The 15636-nt window shown below is 60.9% G+C and carries 17 protein-coding genes; 10 read left to right on the top strand and 7 right to left on the bottom strand.

Annotated features, from left to right (window positions below; translation table 11 throughout):
* Nucleotides 1–37: 37 nt before the first annotated feature.
* From folE to HX817_RS15460, 4 genes are all read right to left on the bottom strand, one after another.
* A complete protein-coding gene (gene folE, locus HX817_RS15475) occupies nucleotides 38–583 on the bottom strand; it encodes a GTP cyclohydrolase I FolE (RefSeq protein WP_003204506.1) in 546 nt (181 codons plus the stop codon).
* A gap of 79 nt (nucleotides 584–662) precedes the next feature.
* Nucleotides 663–1220: a Smr/MutS family protein gene (locus HX817_RS15470; protein ID WP_003213135.1), complete on the bottom strand. Its 558-nt coding sequence runs from the start codon at nucleotides 1218–1220 to the stop codon at nucleotides 663–665.
* Nucleotides 1221–1295: 75 nt separating this feature from the next.
* Nucleotides 1296–1616 carry a hypothetical protein gene (locus HX817_RS15465; RefSeq protein WP_003213133.1) on the bottom strand — a complete coding sequence of 107 codons (321 nt, stop codon included), beginning with the start codon at nucleotides 1614–1616 and terminating at the stop codon, nucleotides 1296–1298.
* A gap of 130 nt (nucleotides 1617–1746) precedes the next feature.
* Nucleotides 1747–2337 carry a cysteine hydrolase family protein gene (locus HX817_RS15460; RefSeq protein ID WP_008433198.1) on the bottom strand — a complete coding sequence of 197 codons (591 nt, stop codon included), beginning with the start codon at nucleotides 2335–2337 and terminating at the stop codon, nucleotides 1747–1749.
* Nucleotides 2338–2577: 240 nt separating this feature from the next.
* Here HX817_RS15460 and prmB point away from each other — a divergent pair, with 240 nt between their 5' ends.
* Nucleotides 2578–3486 carry a 50S ribosomal protein L3 N(5)-glutamine methyltransferase gene (gene prmB, locus HX817_RS15455; RefSeq protein ID WP_177040529.1) on the top strand — a complete coding sequence of 303 codons (909 nt, stop codon included), beginning with the start codon at nucleotides 2578–2580 and terminating at the stop codon, nucleotides 3484–3486.
* Between the two features lie 147 nt (nucleotides 3487–3633).
* Here prmB and HX817_RS15450 read toward each other — a convergent pair whose 3' ends face one another.
* A complete protein-coding gene (locus HX817_RS15450) occupies nucleotides 3634–4437 on the bottom strand; it encodes a hypothetical protein (RefSeq protein ID WP_177040528.1) in 804 nt (267 codons plus the stop codon).
* A gap of 99 nt (nucleotides 4438–4536) precedes the next feature.
* Nucleotides 4537–5499: an alpha/beta hydrolase gene (locus HX817_RS15445; protein ID WP_003213124.1), complete on the bottom strand. Its 963-nt coding sequence runs from the start codon at nucleotides 5497–5499 to the stop codon at nucleotides 4537–4539.
* Nucleotides 5500–5642: 143 nt separating this feature from the next.
* Between HX817_RS15445 and aroC the strand changes: the two genes are divergently transcribed.
* The 4 genes from aroC (at nucleotide 5643) to HX817_RS15425 (ending at nucleotide 9128) form a co-directional block, all read left to right on the top strand.
* Nucleotides 5643–6734 carry a chorismate synthase gene (aroC, locus tag HX817_RS15440; protein WP_003213122.1) on the top strand — a complete coding sequence of 364 codons (1092 nt, stop codon included), beginning with the start codon at nucleotides 5643–5645 and terminating at the stop codon, nucleotides 6732–6734.
* Nucleotides 6735–6882: 148 nt separating this feature from the next.
* Entirely contained in the window at nucleotides 6883–8034 is a 1152-nt protein-coding gene (locus tag HX817_RS15435) for an MFS transporter (RefSeq protein WP_177040545.1), read from the top strand.
* A 28-nt stretch (nucleotides 8035–8062) separates the two neighbouring features.
* Entirely contained in the window at nucleotides 8063–8608 is a 546-nt protein-coding gene (locus HX817_RS15430) for an acireductone dioxygenase (protein WP_003216782.1), read from the top strand.
* A gap of 235 nt (nucleotides 8609–8843) precedes the next feature.
* Nucleotides 8844–9128, top strand: coding sequence for a response regulator transcription factor (locus HX817_RS15425; protein ID WP_003216779.1), 285 nt, complete (start codon nucleotides 8844–8846; stop codon nucleotides 9126–9128).
* A 54-nt stretch (nucleotides 9129–9182) separates the two neighbouring features.
* Here HX817_RS15425 and HX817_RS15420 read toward each other — a convergent pair whose 3' ends face one another.
* Nucleotides 9183–9461, bottom strand: a complete 279-nt coding sequence (locus HX817_RS15420) for a DUF3509 domain-containing protein (protein ID WP_003216777.1) — start codon at nucleotides 9459–9461, stop codon at nucleotides 9183–9185.
* Between the two features lie 398 nt (nucleotides 9462–9859).
* On the opposite strand from HX817_RS15420, the gene HX817_RS15415 reads away from it, so the two are divergent.
* The 5 genes from HX817_RS15415 to HX817_RS15395 all read left to right on the top strand — a co-directional run bounded on the left by HX817_RS15415 (nucleotide 9860) and on the right by HX817_RS15395 (nucleotide 15614).
* Nucleotides 9860–11686: a long-chain-acyl-CoA synthetase gene (locus HX817_RS15415; protein WP_177040527.1), complete on the top strand. Its 1827-nt coding sequence runs from the start codon at nucleotides 9860–9862 to the stop codon at nucleotides 11684–11686.
* Between the two features lie 96 nt (nucleotides 11687–11782).
* A complete protein-coding gene (locus HX817_RS15410; RefSeq protein WP_003216773.1) occupies nucleotides 11783–12298 on the top strand; it encodes an ankyrin repeat domain-containing protein in 516 nt (171 codons plus the stop codon).
* 41 nt (nucleotides 12299–12339) lie between these two features.
* Nucleotides 12340–12870, top strand: a complete 531-nt coding sequence (locus tag HX817_RS15405; protein ID WP_177040526.1) for a hypothetical protein — start codon at nucleotides 12340–12342, stop codon at nucleotides 12868–12870.
* 68 nt (nucleotides 12871–12938) lie between these two features.
* Nucleotides 12939–13130 (top strand): PLDc N-terminal domain-containing protein, encoded by a 192-nt coding sequence (locus tag HX817_RS15400; RefSeq protein WP_003172956.1) that lies wholly within the window; start codon nucleotides 12939–12941, stop codon nucleotides 13128–13130.
* Nucleotides 13131–13526: 396 nt separating this feature from the next.
* Nucleotides 13527–15614 carry an LTA synthase family protein gene (locus HX817_RS15395; protein ID WP_134326018.1) on the top strand — a complete coding sequence of 696 codons (2088 nt, stop codon included), beginning with the start codon at nucleotides 13527–13529 and terminating at the stop codon, nucleotides 15612–15614.
* The last annotated feature ends 22 nt before the right edge of the window (nucleotides 15615–15636 follow it).

Below are 15636 nucleotides of genomic sequence, written 5' to 3'. Positions count from 1 at the left end.
ACCGGCGATGAACGCCGGTTTTTCCAGGTGCCGCGTATTACTTGATCAGGCTGAGAAACTCGCTGCGGGTCGCCGCGTTTTCGCGGAACTCACCCAGCATCACCGACGTGATCATCGACGAATTCTGCTTCTCCACACCGCGCATCATCATGCACATGTGCTTGGCCTCGATCACCACTGCAACGCCCAGGGCGCCGGTGACCTGCTGGACCGCATCGGCGATCTGGCGGCTGAGGTTTTCCTGGATCTGCAGGCGGCGGGCATACATATCGACGATACGCGCGACCTTCGACAGGCCCAGCACTTTGCCGCTCGGGATATACGCGACGTGAGCCTTGCCGATAAACGGCAGCAGGTGGTGTTCGCACAGCGAGTACAACTCGATGTCCTTGACCAGCACCATTTCGCTGTTGTCAGAGCTGAACAAGGCACCGTTGGTGACTTCTTCGAGGGTCTGTTCATAACCGCGGCAGAGATACTGCATGGCCTTGGCGGCACGTTTTGGCGTGTCGAGCAGGCCCTCGCGGGAAACGTCCTCGCCGAGCTGGCCGAGGATCGCGGTGTAATTCTGTTCCAGGGACATGAAACTACCTAGTGGGATTTTCGCAAAGGGCAAGGGTACGGCGGCCAACACATCGCTGCAAGCCTGACGATGGCACTTGTTACTCGTCGCGGCCTTCCATCATGGTGCGCTTGAGCATCACATACACCGCGCCAGCGCCGCCGTGACGTGGCTGGCACGAGGTAAAACCCAGCACCTGGGAGTGTTGGCGCAACCAGGTGTTGACGTGGCTTTTGATCATCGGCCGCTTGCCGTCCAGGCGCACGGCCTTGCCGTGGGTGACGCGCACGCAGCGGATTTCGAATTTGGTGGCTTCGGCGAGGAACGCCCAGAGGGTTTCGCGGGCTTTTTCGACGGTCATGCCGTGCAGGTCGAGACTGCCCTCGAACGGGATCTGGCCGACCTTGAGCTTGCGCATCTGGCTTTCCTGCACGCCGTCGCGGGCCCACATCAACTCGTCTTCGGGACCTACATCGATAACGAATTGATCCGACAGGCCGTCCACGGTGGTGGCGTCCGTGCGCACGGTCGCGGCCTGGCGCAGCTTGGCGATCTGGGCGCGATCGGTCTTGGGTTTGCCGGTGTCGGCGCGATCATGCTTGATCGGCTTGACGCCGCGCAGCTCGTTCTTGAATAGGGAAAAATCGTCGTCTTGCATGTCAGCCTCCGCGAAGGGCGGGCAGTTTACCTAATCGCGGCGGCTTGATGCGCAACAAACGCTATCTGTGCGCCATCAGTCGTGCTTTTTCATCAGGTGCGAAGCGATGTTCAGTGACAGCGGTTGGCGCATGCGCCGACGGCAACGGCGCCACAGCCATACGCCGAACCACAGCACCAGCAGGCCGATGACCAAGAGTATTGCAGAACCGCCAGGGCTGGCATTCAGCTCGCCCAGGGCCGGTGAGTGTCCAACCAAACCAGCGCCGCCAGCAATTGCCAGTAGTACGCCACCTATCGCCAACAGCGCGGCAAAGCCGGCGCCGATGCGCAGACGCCAGTTGCTCGGGCCCTTGGGGCGCAAGCGACGAGCATCAAAACCATCGGATATCTTCATTCCGACCTTTCCTCCAGGGTATCGGCCCTTCGACCGGAAGATACACAGGTTGTTCCGGGTACAGAGGCAATTGCAGCAAATGACAGGTATTTGCGGATGAGCGGGCGGCTACCCGCTCATCGAAGGTCGATCAGATCAGATCTTTGGTCAAGGCGAGGGTGGCGAAGTTGTCAGCCATGATGGCCATTTCAGTCTGCTGCACGTGGTCGGCGCTGAGGATGCCGCCCTTGTAAGGCAGGTCGCGGGTGGCGCAGGCGTCTTCCACCAGGGTGCAGCGAAAGCCCAGGTTTTTTGCCGCACGCACCGTGGTGCTGACGCTGGAGTGGCTCATGAAGCCGCAGACGATCAGGTCCAGGGAACCGAGGTCTTGCAGGTGTTTCTCCAGGCCGGTGCCGTGGAAGGCGCTGGGCAGCAGCTTGCCGATGATGGTTTCGTCGGCCTGTGGCTCAAGGCCAGGAATGAACTCACCGCGCTCGCCCTGAGGGTCAAACAACCCGCCGACAGTGCCCAGGTGGCGCACATGCACGATCGGGCGCCCGGCGTTGCGCGCGGCAGCGGCCAGTTGCTTGATATTTTCGACAGCAGCGTCCATGCCCGAGAGGGCGAGGGGACCACTGAGGTATTCCTTCTGGGCGTCGATGATCACGAGGGTCGCATGGTTCAGGTTCGCCGCTGCGTAACCACGACCGCTGAGTTGAAACATCGTCTTTGGAACGGACATTCTGGGGCTCCTGTGAGTGGGGCTTTTGTGACATTGTCCTCTGGCTGAGCGCTTCTGTGAATCGCTACCATCGTAAGGTACGCCGTTGTTGGCGTGCAGCGATGTCAATAGGGCACTACGTTTAGGCAAAAACCACGTTTAAGATGAAATCCGACGTGCGGCAAAGGGTTTTTTCGTACATCGTCGGTACAGCTTAAGACTGTTAGAATCGCCGGTCGTTTTTTCCAGGAGCTTGCCCCCGTGATCACTTCCCGCCTGCGCACCTTGCGCGACCACATCCGATGGGCCGTCAGCCGTTTCCATGGGGAAGACCTGTTTTTTGGCCATGGCACCGACAACGCCTGGGACGAAGCCCGGCAACTGGTGCTCGGCGCCTTGCACCTGCCATGGGAAATTGCCGACAGTTACCTGGATTGCAACCTGGAAGAAGAGGAAATCTCCCACGTGCAACGGTTGCTGCACCGCCGTATCCACGAGCGTGTGCCGACCGCTTACCTGTTGAAGGAAGCCTGGTTCTGCGGCATGTCGTTTATCGTTGATGAGCGTGTATTGATTCCCCGCTCACCGATTGGCGAACTGATCGAAAACCGCTTCGAACCGTGGCTGGGCACACCGCCGGCACGCATTCTGGACCTGTGCACCGGTTCCGGTTGCATCGGTATTGCCTGCGCCTACGAGTTCCAGGACGCCGAAGTGGTACTGGGCGACCTGTCCTTCGAAGCGCTGGAGGTGGCCAACCAGAACATCGAGCGCCATGGCGTCGATGAGCGCGTGTATACCGTTCAGGGCGACGGCTTTGATGGTTTGCCGGGCCAGCGTTTTGACCTGATCGTGTCCAACCCGCCGTATGTCGACGCCGAAGACTTTGCCGACATGCCGGATGAATACCAGCACGAGCCGGAGCTGGGCCTGGCCTGCGGTGACGACGGCTTGAACCTGGTTCGGCGGATGCTGGCCGAGGCGGCAGATCACTTGACCGAGAAGGGCTTGCTGATTGTCGAAGTGGGCAACAGCCAGGTTCACGTCGAGGCGTTGTACCGGGAAGTGGACTTCGCCTGGCTGGAGTTCCAGCGCGGCGGGCATGGCGTGTTCATGTTGACGGCCGAGCAGTGCCGGGCGCATCAGGCGGTGTTTGCCGCCAGGGTTTAACCGCTTCCAAGTGGGTAACGCGGTCAGTGTGGGAGCGGGCTTGCTCGCGAATGCGGTGGCTCAGTCAAGATATCCGGTGACTGACACACCGCATTCGCGAGCAAGCCCGCTCCCACATTTTGATCCGGTTTCAATTGATAAACCGGATTACCGATGCGTCGCAATCCAGATCAACAACCCCGCCTGAAACACGGTAAACGCCACCAGGCACGTAATCGTGAAGCGCAACCCGCTGTCTTCGCGCTTGAACTTGATGACTTTTTCCTCTTCCTTGCGCAGTTTCACTTCTTGTTCCGCCAGGTTCTGCTCGGCCTGTTGCAGCATCTGCGCCGCTTCCAGAATCTCCACGAACTGCAGCTTTTCGGTGTTCCAGCTGTCCAGCACATCGCTGACCTTGCCCGGCTGCACGTTGCCCTTCAAATGCTGGACATCGGCGTACGCAACATCAAAGCCCTGGATACGCAGGAAGTGATCCCGGCGCAGGCGCGTGGCTTCGTTGAGGGCGTCCTTGTTGGCCAGGTCGACGCCGTCGACGCGGTAGTGCGACCACTTCTTTTTCGCCCAGGCGGCGCCCTGGGCTACCAGGAAACGGCCGATGCCGCGGTTAGCCGGCTCGATCTCCAGGCTGTTGCCCGGGCCAAAGTGCACCCGATGGGTCGCGTGATCGACCCAGATATCCAAATGGTTCTGTTCCCGGCGCACCCGCTGGCCCGGTAACTGAATGACCATGCGCAGCAGGCTGTGGTCCTTGTTGTTGCGTTCGGCCCAGCCAAACTGCACAAAGCGCAGGGGCCGCACGCCCGTGGCACGGTCGGTGGCCAAAGGGGCCAGGCGCAGCATCTTGAAGTGTTCGGCCTGCACCTCCGCCCACGGTAACGCGGCCGATGCGGCGGCCTCGGTGTCAGCCGTGGTGTCGGCGGTAGGTTCGGGTGTTGCTTCGGTGTTCGTCATTCGGCGCGATCCTGTCCAAGCTCTGCGGGCCGACAGGCTTTTTGCTGTCGACCCATGGCTTATCGGCCGTTTTGCTCAGGACTGGAGGGCAATACTCGCTTAACTGGCGCGAAGTCCGTCGATAAAGCGAACCAGGCGAGTGCCCAGTTCAGCCGCCAGCGGCAACTGCGGGTCGTTATAGGACTCCAGTTGCTGCTTCACGTTGTTGGGCACGATGCGCATCACGTGGTTCATGCCTTCGATCACCGTCAGCTCGGCGTCGGGCTTGGCCTTCTGCAATTGTTGCGCATCGGCCACGCCGACCTGCAGGTCATTGGTGCCCTGGACGATCAGCGCCGGCATGGTCAATTTGGCAAAGGCCGCCGAAGGGTCGGCGCGGAACAGGCTGATCAGATAGGGCTGCACGCTGGGGCGGAAAATGCCCTCAAGGGGGGTGGGCACATCGGCGTCCACCTGGCCGGCCTTGAGGTGATCGAGAATCTGGTTGCTGCGCAGTAACAGCGCTGGAGGCATATGGTCGGCCAGTTGCTGGCGGATCACCTGGTCCACCGGGCGCGCGCTGCCCGACAGGGAAATCACCCCGGCCGGGTTGAGCTGCGGGGCGGCGAGGGCGGCCACCAGTGCACCTTCGCTGTGGCCCAGCACAATCAGCGGGCCCATGCGTGGGTCGGCCTTGAGCAACTTGCCCCAGGCCACGGCGTCGGACACGTAGGCATCCAGAGTCAGGTTGCGTTCATCGGGGGTGGCGGCAAGGCTGGCGGCCACGCCGCGCTTGTCGTAGCGCACGCTGGCGATGTTGTGCCTGGCCAGCACCCAGGCCAGGCGCTTGAGGCTGTCGTTGCGTGCGCCGTCGGCGCTGTTGCCGTTGCGGTCGGTGGGCCCGGAGCCGGCGATGATCAGCACCACCGGCACCGGCTTGTCGGATTTGGGCAACAACAGCGAACCAAACAGCTCGCCACTGCCGGTGTCCAGGCTGATGGGCCGTTGCAGCACGACAGGGGAGGCGGCGAAGCCAAGGCTGGAAAACAGAGTGAGGGTCAAAAGCAGAACTCGCAGCATCATCGCGCCATCATGAGGAAGGTGCCGGTTGGACCAACGTCTACCGGTAAGGTTTCGAGGATGAACTAGTCGGTTAGCCTGCGTATACTGGCCGCCTTAAGTTATTACGGTTGACTTGATTCAACTGATTTCACGGAGCGCCCTGCATGTCCGGCAATACCTACGGCAAGCTGTTCACTGTTACCACCGCGGGCGAAAGCCATGGCCCGGCGTTGGTCGCCATTGTCGACGGCTGCCCGCCGGGCCTCGAGTTGTCCCTGGAAGACCTGCAGCGTGACCTCGACCGCCGCAAGCCCGGCACCAGCCGCCACACCACCCAGCGCCAGGAAGCCGACGAAGTCGAAATCCTCTCCGGCGTGTTCGAAGGCCGCACCACCGGCTGCGCCATCGGCCTGCTGATTCGCAACACTGACCAGAAGTCCAAGGACTACTCGGCGATCAAGGACCTGTTCCGCCCGGCCCACGCCGACTACACCTACCACCACAAATACGGCGAGCGCGACTACCGTGGCGGTGGCCGCAGCTCGGCGCGGGAAACCGCGATGCGCGTGGCGGCCGGGGCGATCGCCAAGAAGTTCCTGGCGACCCAGGGCATCGTGATCCGCGGCTACATGAGCCAGCTGGGCCCGATCGAAATCCCGTTCAAGACCTGGGACAGCGTCGAAGACAACGCCTTTTTCTGCCCAGACCCGGACAAAGTGCCGGAGCTGGAAGCCTATATGGACCAGTTGCGCCGCGACCAGGATTCCGTCGGCGCCAAGATCACCGTGGTTGCCGAAGGCGTGATGCCGGGCCTGGGCGAGCCGATCTTCGACCGCCTCGATGCCGAACTGGCCCACGCGCTGATGAGCATCAACGCGGTCAAGGGCGTGGAAATCGGCGCCGGGTTCGATTGTGTGGCCCAGCGTGGCACCGAGCACCGTGACGAGCTGACCCCGGAAGGTTTCCTCAGCAACAACGCCGGCGGCATTCTCGGCGGCATTTCCTCCGGCCAGCCGATCGTTGCGCACCTTGCGCTCAAGCCGACTTCCAGCATCACCACGCCGGGCCGTTCGATTGATGTGCACGGCAACCCGGTGGACGTGATCACCAAGGGCCGTCACGACCCTTGCGTCGGCATCCGCGCCACGCCGATTGCCGAGGCGATGATGGCCATTGTGTTGATGGACCACCTGCTGCGTCATCGTGGGCAAAACGCCGACGTAAAAGTCAGTACTCCGGTATTGGGCCAGCTGTGACCGTGTGTGGCGAGCGAGCTTGCTCGCGCTGGGCTGCGCAGCGGCCCCAAAGCCTGCAACCCGGTAGGACCTGGAGAACTGCGGCGCTTCTATCGGGGCCGCTTCGCGCCCCAGCGCGAGCAAGCTCGCTCGCCACAAGTCACTTATGCTGACGCAAGCCCTTCCATACTGGCGACTCTCCAGCTTCTACCTGTTCTATTTCGCCCTGCTGGGGGCGACGGCGCCGTTCCTGGCGCTGTACTTCGATCACCTTGGGTTCTCCAGCGCGCGCATCGGCGAGCTGGTGGCCATCCCCATGCTGATGCGCTGCGTGGCACCCAACCTGTGGGGCTGGCTGGGGGACTACACCGGCCGGCGCCTGGCCATCGTGCGCTTTGGCGCGGTGTGCACCCTGGTGAGTTTCTCGTTGATCTTTGTCAGCAAGACTTACGCCTGGCTGGCGCTGGTGATGGCCTTGCACGCGTTCTTCTGGCACGCGGTCCTGCCGCAGTTTGAAGTCATCACCCTCGCGCACCTGCAAGGCCAGACCTCGCGCTACAGCCAGGTGCGGTTGTGGGGCTCCATCGGTTTTATCCTCACCGTGGTGATCATGGGCCGCTTGTTCGACTGGCTGAGCCTGGATATCTACCCGGTGGTGGTCGTGGTGATCATGGCCGGCATCATCGGCGCCAGCCTCTGGGTGCCGAATGCGCAGCCCCTGAGCCAGGGGAGCCGCCTGGCCGGTGACGGCTTTTTGCGGCAACTGCGCAGCCCCGGCGTGCTGGCGTTCTATGCCTGCGTGGCGCTGATGCAGATGAGCCATGGCCCGTACTACACCTTCCTCACCCTGCACCTTGAACACCTCGGTTACAGCCGTGGCGTGATCGGCATGTTGTGGGCGCTGGGCGTGGTGGCGGAAGTCTTGATGTTCCTGGCCATGAGCCGGATTCTCACGCGCTTTTCGGTACGCCGGGTATTGATGGCGAGTTTCCTGCTGGCCGCACTGCGCTGGTTGCTGCTGGGCTCGTTTGCCGAATTCTTCTGGGTGCTGTTGCTGGCGCAGGTGATGCACGCGGCGACCTTCGGCAGTTTTCACGCGGCGGCCATCCAGTTCGTGCAACGCAGCTTTGGCGCTCGCCAGCAAGGGCAGGGCCAGGCACTGTATGCGGCACTGGCCGGTACCGGCGGTGCGCTGGGCGCACTCTATTCAGGTTATAGCTGGAACCTGCTGGGGCCGACCCTGACCTTCAGCATTGCCAGCGTCGCGGCCCTGGCCGCCGCCCTAATCATTGGCATTCGATTGCAAGAGGAGCGGCCATGAGCGGCTCCCGTGACAGAGGAAGAGTTTGATGAGCTATCTCGCGGTTTACCACGTCTGCACCCCCGACACCCCGAACAAGGTCCTGACTCACCAGGACGATATCGCCTCGACCCTGGCCGAGCTGGGTGTGGGGTTCGATCGCTGGCAGGCGGCTACCCGACTTGAGCCCGGGGCCAGCGAGGTTGAGATTATCGCCGCCTACCAGGCGCCCATCGACAAGCTGATGACCGAGCGCGGCTACACCACCGTTGATGTGCTTCGCGTCAGCAACGATCACCCGCAGAAAGCCCAATTGCGCGCCGAGCGACTCGACGAACACCGCATGGCCCAAGACCACGTGCGTTTTTTCGTAGCGGGTCGTGGGCTGTTTACCTTGCACATCGAAGATTATGTGTACGCGGTGTTCTGCGAGAAAAACGACCTGATCTTGGTGCCGAGCGGCATCCCGCACTGGTTTGATATGGGGGAGAACCCGCACTTTGTGGCGATCCGCCTGTTCAGTGACCCTGAAGGGCTGGCGGTCATGCTGACCGGCGACGCGATCGCCGAGGGGTTTCCTCGGCTTGATGACTAAGTTCGTCCGGCAATGCCTCCTGAACAGGGGGCATTTTTTTAACTTCAATTCCTTCAGGTTGGAAATCGCTGTAGGAATAAACTTGAAAGTTTGTGGGTAACAGCTGTTTATCGTTGACCTTACTTATTAGTTCCACTCTTTGTGTAACTCTCTCTGGTCTCAATATTTATTCGCCTGTCAATAGGAGTAATCCGACTTCGGGCGTTACAAGACCTATATGAAGAGAGAGGCCTGCATGAGCGGTTCGGAGCCACAGGAACAACCGTCCACGCAAACGGACAGCGCGCCGGTTGCCAACCGCAAGGCGCGTGCGATGTTGTCGGGTAAACCCCTGACCCCCAAGGAACGGGAAATCCTGCATTGGGCGGTCGAGGGCAAGACGGTGTGGGAAATCAGCAGGATTCGCTCCATCTCCCAGGCCACGGTGAAGTTTCACCTGCGCAACATCTACGGCAAGTTGCAGGTGACTAACCGGGTCCAGGCCGTGAACGAGGCGGTGAAACAGGGATTGTGCAAATAAAAAAAGGCCGTGGTGCGCAACGGCACCACGACCTGTCCGGGTCCTGCATGACGGTCAAGCCGAATGGTAGGTCGGCAGGGCAAAGCGGTTCTGGCTTTGCAGCATCGAAATCTGTGGCAGGTCGCTGGCTTGTTCAGCCAGGTCGCGGCGAATGGCGCTGATGACCCACGTCAGTTGGTCGGCCGTGTGCAGTTGCTGATAAGAGATCGAACGTTTGATCTGCTTGCCTTCGCTGTTACGCAAGGTCAGCAGGATGCCGCCATCAGGACGCGCCTGGGTGGTGACGTCGAAATTGGAGAACACAGAAGAAAATTTATCTTGGATCAGGCTCATGTCTATCAGCTCCGTTAGCTCATGTTTTGCAGCGTGGAGTGATAGGTGCAGTGATTGTGCCAGTACTAAGTATCTTAAAAAATCGTTATAAATCAATCAGTTATAAAATTTTAAGATTTCCGGTTTCGTGCAATTTGCATGAATGGCCATCGTGCATCCTGCATTTTGCGGGGTTTTGCCAAGTGTTTCACCGCTGGCACGCAAGGCAGGTCTTCCATAGTGACCACCTGGCGGTGCGCAAAATTCCTTTTCCTTTCGGGATACAAAACTTTTCAAATCCTGCGTGTACAGCCGAAGAACGGCTGGCGTATTTTCCTGCAAGGCATTCGGCGCGGGTCTTACAGTGCGATGAGTGCCTTGAGGGTCATACGAACAATAAGAAAAAGGACGTTCCCGCCATGAACCACCCGCCAAGTGACATGATCACCTGGGGCATGATGCTGCGTAAGGTGCCCACCATTGTCCGTGCGCTGCCGCGCCTGGTGCGCGGAATCCGCGTTGCCAACATCACCGATCCCGACCAGCCGTGCGGCCTGGGCTGGACCTTTGAACAAGCCACCCAACGCAACCCCGACGGCGCCGCGCTGCTGTATGGCGACACGGTGCTGAGCTACCGCCAGGCCAACCAGCAGGCCAACCGCATGGCTCACTACCTGCAGCGGCAGGGGATCGGCAAGGGCGACGTGGTGGCGTTGTTTATCGAAAACCGCCCCGAGTTGTTGCTCAGCGTACTGGCCGTGGCCAAGGTGGGCGGCATTTGCGCGATGCTCAATACCTCGCAAACCCAGTCGGCGCTGGTACATAGCCTCAACCTGGTGGCACCGGCGGCCATCGTGGTGGGAGCCGAGTTGGTAGGGGCCTACGAGGCCGTGCGCAGCCAGGTGGCCATCGAGGCGGATAAAACCTGGTTTATTGCCGATCAGCAGCACAGCCATGTGCCGCCGGATTACGTCGACCTGATGGCTGCCAGCGCCGACTGCCCGGTGGAAAACCCCGCCAGCACCCAGCAGATTTTTTTCAACGACCCTTGCTTCTATATCTACACCTCCGGCACCACCGGCTTGCCCAAGGCCGGCATTTTCAAACACGGCCGCTGGATGAAGTCCTCGGCCAGTTTCGGCACCATCGCCCTGGATATGGGGCCCGAGGATGTCGTCTATTGCACCTTGCCGCTGTATCACGCCACTGGCCTGTGCGTGTGCTGGGGTTCGGCGATTGCCGGGGCGTCGGGGTTCGCGATTCGCCGCAAGTTCAGCGCCAGCCAGTTCTGGGACGATGTGCGCAAATTCAATGCGACCACCCTGGGTTATGTCGGCGAGCTGTGCCGCTACCTGATCGACCAGCCTGCCCACGGGCGCGACCTGGATAACCGGGTGACGAAGATGATCGGCAACGGCCTGCGCCCTGGGGTTTGGGCTGAGTTCAAGCAGCGCTTTGGCGTTGATCATATCTGCGAGCTGTACGCCGCCAGTGACGGCAACATCGGCTTCACCAATGTGCTGAACTTCGACAACACCATCGGCTTTTCCCTGATGCACTGGGCACTGGTGGACTACGCCCATGACAGCTGTGAGCCGATTCGCGGCGCCGACGGTTTCATGCGCGAAGTGCCCAAGGGGGGCCAGGGGCTGCTGCTGGCCAGGATCGATGACAAGGCACCGTTCGACGGCTACACCGACCCCGAGAAGAACCGCAAGGTGGTGCTCAGCGACGTGTTCGAGAAGGGCGACCGTTATTTCAACACCGGCGACCTGTTGCGCAATATCGGCTTCGGCCACGCCCAATTCGTTGACCGGCTGGGGGACACCTACCGCTGGAAAGGTGAAAACGTCTCCACCACCGAAGTCGAGAACATCTTCCTGCAGCACCCGCAGATTTCCGAAGTGGTGGCCTACGGCGTGGAGATTGAAAACACCAACGGCCGCGCGGGCATGGCGGCCATTACGCCTGCCGAATCCCTGGCTTCCCTGGACATGCGCGAGTTGCTGACCTTCGCCCACGGGCAATTGCCCGCGTATGCGGTGCCGTTGTTCCTGCGGATCAAGGTGAAGATGGAAACCACGGGCACCTTCAAATACCAGAAGGTGAAACTCAAGGAGGAAGCGTTCGACCCGGGCAAGGCCGGTGATGATCCGATCTTTGCCTGGCTGCCTGGGTCGGACAGTTATGTGCCGGTCACCGGGCAACTGTTGGCGGATATTCAGGCGGGCAAGTTCCGTTATTGATTCTGCCTATCGCCGCTTTTGGGAAAAAAGGCATGACAGTGGGGAACTCCATCGCGAGACTGGGCGCCTTATGAAACACCAGACAAGGAGCCCCACATGTCAGACCAAGCCAAACAAATGACCGAAGACGAAGCCGCCGAATTTGCCGAGCAGGTGTTCGACGTGGCGCGCAAAGGCGATGCCGCGATGCTGGCGGCGTTGCTGGCCAAGGGCTTGCCGCCGAACCTGCGCAACCACAACGGCGATACGCTGTTGATGCTGTCGGCCTACCATGGCCATGTGGACGCGGTGAAAGTGCTGCTGGAATTCAAGGCCGACCCCCAGATTGCCAACGACAAGAACCAACTGCCGATTGCCGGCGCGGCGTTCAAGGGCAACCTGCCGGTGGTCAAGGCGTTGATCGAAGGCGGAGCGTTGGTCGAAGGCGCATCCTCTGATGGTCGCACCGCCTTGATGATGGCGGCGATGTTCAACCGTACCGAAATGGTGGACTACCTGATCAGCCAGGGCGCCAATCCCAAGGCCACCGATGCCCAGGGCGTGACCGCGCTGGCAGCGGCCCAGACCATGGGGGCGGTGGATACGGCGGCGCAGTTGGAAAAACTGGTGTAGGCTTTGCGCCCTCAAAATCAGCCCCGCCACAGGACCACCCCATGAAAACCGCACTCGTCGAACTCATCAGCAAAATCAGCTCCGGCTGCATGAGCGAACCCGAGATCGCCAAGGTGGCTGACGAAGCGGCCCAGGCCTACGCCGATCCCGACGCTTTCCTGGCCGCCAACCCCGACATCAACTACGACGACACTTTCCCGATTCCCCTGGGTGAGTGGATCGTCGTCGGCAGCCTGCCCGACACCGTGCTGTTCCAGGCCGACACCTACCTGGACCTGTTCGCCCAGATCGTCGCCTCCTTTGGCCCCGGCGTGGCGTTCAACCTCAAGCCCAAGCAACTGGCCAAGACCGAAGCCCTGACCGCGCTGAACCGCATCCAGATCCAGATGAGCGCCCTCAACCCGGAGAACGGCGGCTACGTGCTGATGAACTTCAGCCAATTGCTGGACGACGAGATCCAGGCTGTGCTGGTCTACGGCAACGACGTGCCACGGGTGCTGCAGTTGTGTGCCGAAACCGGGATCAAGGGCGAACCATCGCTGGAAGCCCTGCGGGTTGCGGTACACGTCTGAAATAAAACGGAACCCCCGGCCACGGCTGACTATCCTAAGCAGGCAAGCCCTCACTTAGGAGCGACACCATGGGTTCCACTTTTAATGGTCTGATCGGGTTGATCATCCTCGCGCTGGATATCTGGGCGATCATCAACGTGTTCAAAAGCGGCGCGAGTACCGGCGCCAAAGTGTTGTGGATCCTGTTGATCCTGCTGCTGCCGGTACTGGGCTTGATCATCTGGGCGATCGCCGGGCCGCGCGGTAACGTGCGGATCTGATCCAAACAACGCTATCCAGAGCGGGCACAGTAAGTGTGGGAGCGGGCTTGCTCGCGAATACGGTGTAACAGTCACCTGATGTATCGACTGATTTACCGTATTCGCGAGCAAGCCCGCTCCCACATCTGTTTCCGTACGCCCGTTATTGTGTTTCGAGATATTCGCTGTACAAAATTTTCACATTCCATCCAAGACAATTCGCCGGCTATTTCCCCTGTCGAGTGCTCTAAAACGAGTGCCCACCTACTGCAGGAGTGAGTAATCAATGGCGTTGCCGGCGTTGATCGGGCACCATTTGCGCCATTGCGTTCACCGTCTACCCCAGCCTGCCTGGGCGAGGGCGGGGCGCCGCTGTATTCATTCGCAACTTAAACTTCCAATGGGTCCTAAAACGACATGGCAAACCCGGACGCCCTGAATCAGCAGCGAGCTTCTAATCGCTTGCTGCAACCGACCGTCAAATCCCATCTGGCGTACACGCTGCTTTGTGCCTTGATCATGATGGTGATGTTCTCCCTGCTGCGCCTGGCGCTGCTGGTCTACAACCGCGAGATGATCCTCGACACACCGGCCTCGACTTTCCTTGAAGCGTTCGCCAACGGCCTGCGCCTGGATATCCGCCTGGTGATGTACGTGCTGGTGCCGTTGCTGCTGGCGTTGTTCAGCGTAAGGGCCATGGCGGCGCGCGGGTTCTTCCGCTTGTGGCTGACGGTCGCGTCCAGCATCGCGCTGTTCCTGGGCCTGATGGAAATGGACTTCTACCGCGAGTTCCACCAGCGCCTCAACGGCCTGGTCTTCCAGTACGTGAAGGAAGACCCGAAAACCGTGATGAGCATGCTCTGGTACGGTTTCCCGGTGGTGCGCTACCTGCTGGCCTGGGCCGTGGGTACGCTGATCCTGAGCATCGCCTTCAAAGGCGCCGACCGTGCAACGCGCCCACGCGGCCCGTTCAGCGGTGGCAGCATCGGCACTCGCCAGGTAGCGCCGTGGTACACGCGCATCGCGGTGTTCGTGGTCTGCCTGCTGGTCGCCGTGGTCGCCATCCGTGGCACCCTGCGCCAGGGCCCGCCACTGCGTTGGGGCGACGTGTACACCACCGACTCGAACTTCGCCAACCAGTTGGGCCTCAACGGTACCTTGTCGCTGATTGCGGCGGCGAAATCGCGCTTCTCCGAGGAGCGTTCGAACATCTGGAAAGCCACCCTGGAGCAGCCGCTGGCCACCCAGACCGTGCGCGACATGCTGGTATTGCCGACCGAGAAACTGGTCGACACCGACACCGCCGCGGTACGCCGTGACTTCACGCCGCCGGCCGAGAAGACCCTGCCGATCAAGAACGTCGTGGTTATCCTGATGGAAAGCTTCGCCGGTCACTCGGTGGGCGCCCTGGGCCGCCCGGGCAACATCACGCCGTACTTCGACAAACTGTCCAAGGAAGGCCTGCTGTTCGACCGCTTCTTCTCCAACGGCACCCACACCCACCAGGGCATGTTTGCCACCATGGCGTGCTTCCCGAACCTGCCGGGTTTCGAATACCTGATGCAGACTCCGGAAGGCAGCCACAAGCTGTCGGGCCTGCCGCAGTTGCTCAGCCATCGCGATTTCGATGACGTGTACGTCTACAACGGCGACTTCGCCTGGGATAACCAGTCGGGCTTCTTCAGCAACCAGGGCATGACCAACTTCATCGGGCGTAATGACTTCGTCAACCCGGTGTTCTCGGACCCGACCTGGGGCGTGTCCGACCAGGACATGTTCAACCGTGGCCTGGAAGAGTTGAAGGCCCGTGAAGGCGGCAAGCCGTTCTATGCGCTGCTGCAAACCCTGTCCAACCACACGCCGTACGCGTTGCCGACGCCATTGCCGGTCGAGAAGGTCACCGACCGTGGCAGCCTCAACGAGCATTTGACGGCCATGCGCTACTCCGACTGGGCCTTGGGCCAGTTCTTTGAAAAGGCCCGCAAGGAGCCGTACTTCAAGGAAACCCTGTTCGTGATCGTGGGCGACCACGGCTTCGGCAACGAGCAGCAGATCACCGAGATGGACCTGGGCCGCTTCAACGTGCCGATGCTGATGATCGCACCGGGCATGCAGGAGAAGTTCGGCGAGCGTGACCACACCGTGGGCACCCAGATCGACATCGTGCCGACCATCATGGGCCGCCTGGGCGGTGACACCCTGCACCAGTGCTGGGGCCGCGACCTGCTCAACCTGCCGGAAGGCGACAAGGGCTTTGGCGTGATCAAGCCGTCGGGCAGCGACCAGACCGTCGCCTTGCTCACCGGTGACCGCGTGCTGGTACTGCCCAAGGAAATGCCGCCGAAGTTGTGGGAATACGAACTGGGCGCCAACCCGACCGGGAAAGTGATTCCAGAGTCGCCGGACGAGGCTGCGTTGAAGCAGAAGCTCGAATCGTTCCTGCAGACCGCTACCAAGAGCCTGCTGGACAACACCGCCGGTGTAGTGGACGGCAAGCCGGACTAAACACCCGCGCATAAAAAAAGAG

The sequence above is a fragment of the Pseudomonas sp. C6002 genome, assembly GCF_013385805.1.
Lineage (GTDB): Bacteria > Pseudomonadota > Gammaproteobacteria > Pseudomonadales > Pseudomonadaceae > Aquipseudomonas.
The sequence above is the reverse complement of the archived record's forward strand: the minus strand, read 5'-3'. Positions and strand labels throughout refer to the sequence as shown.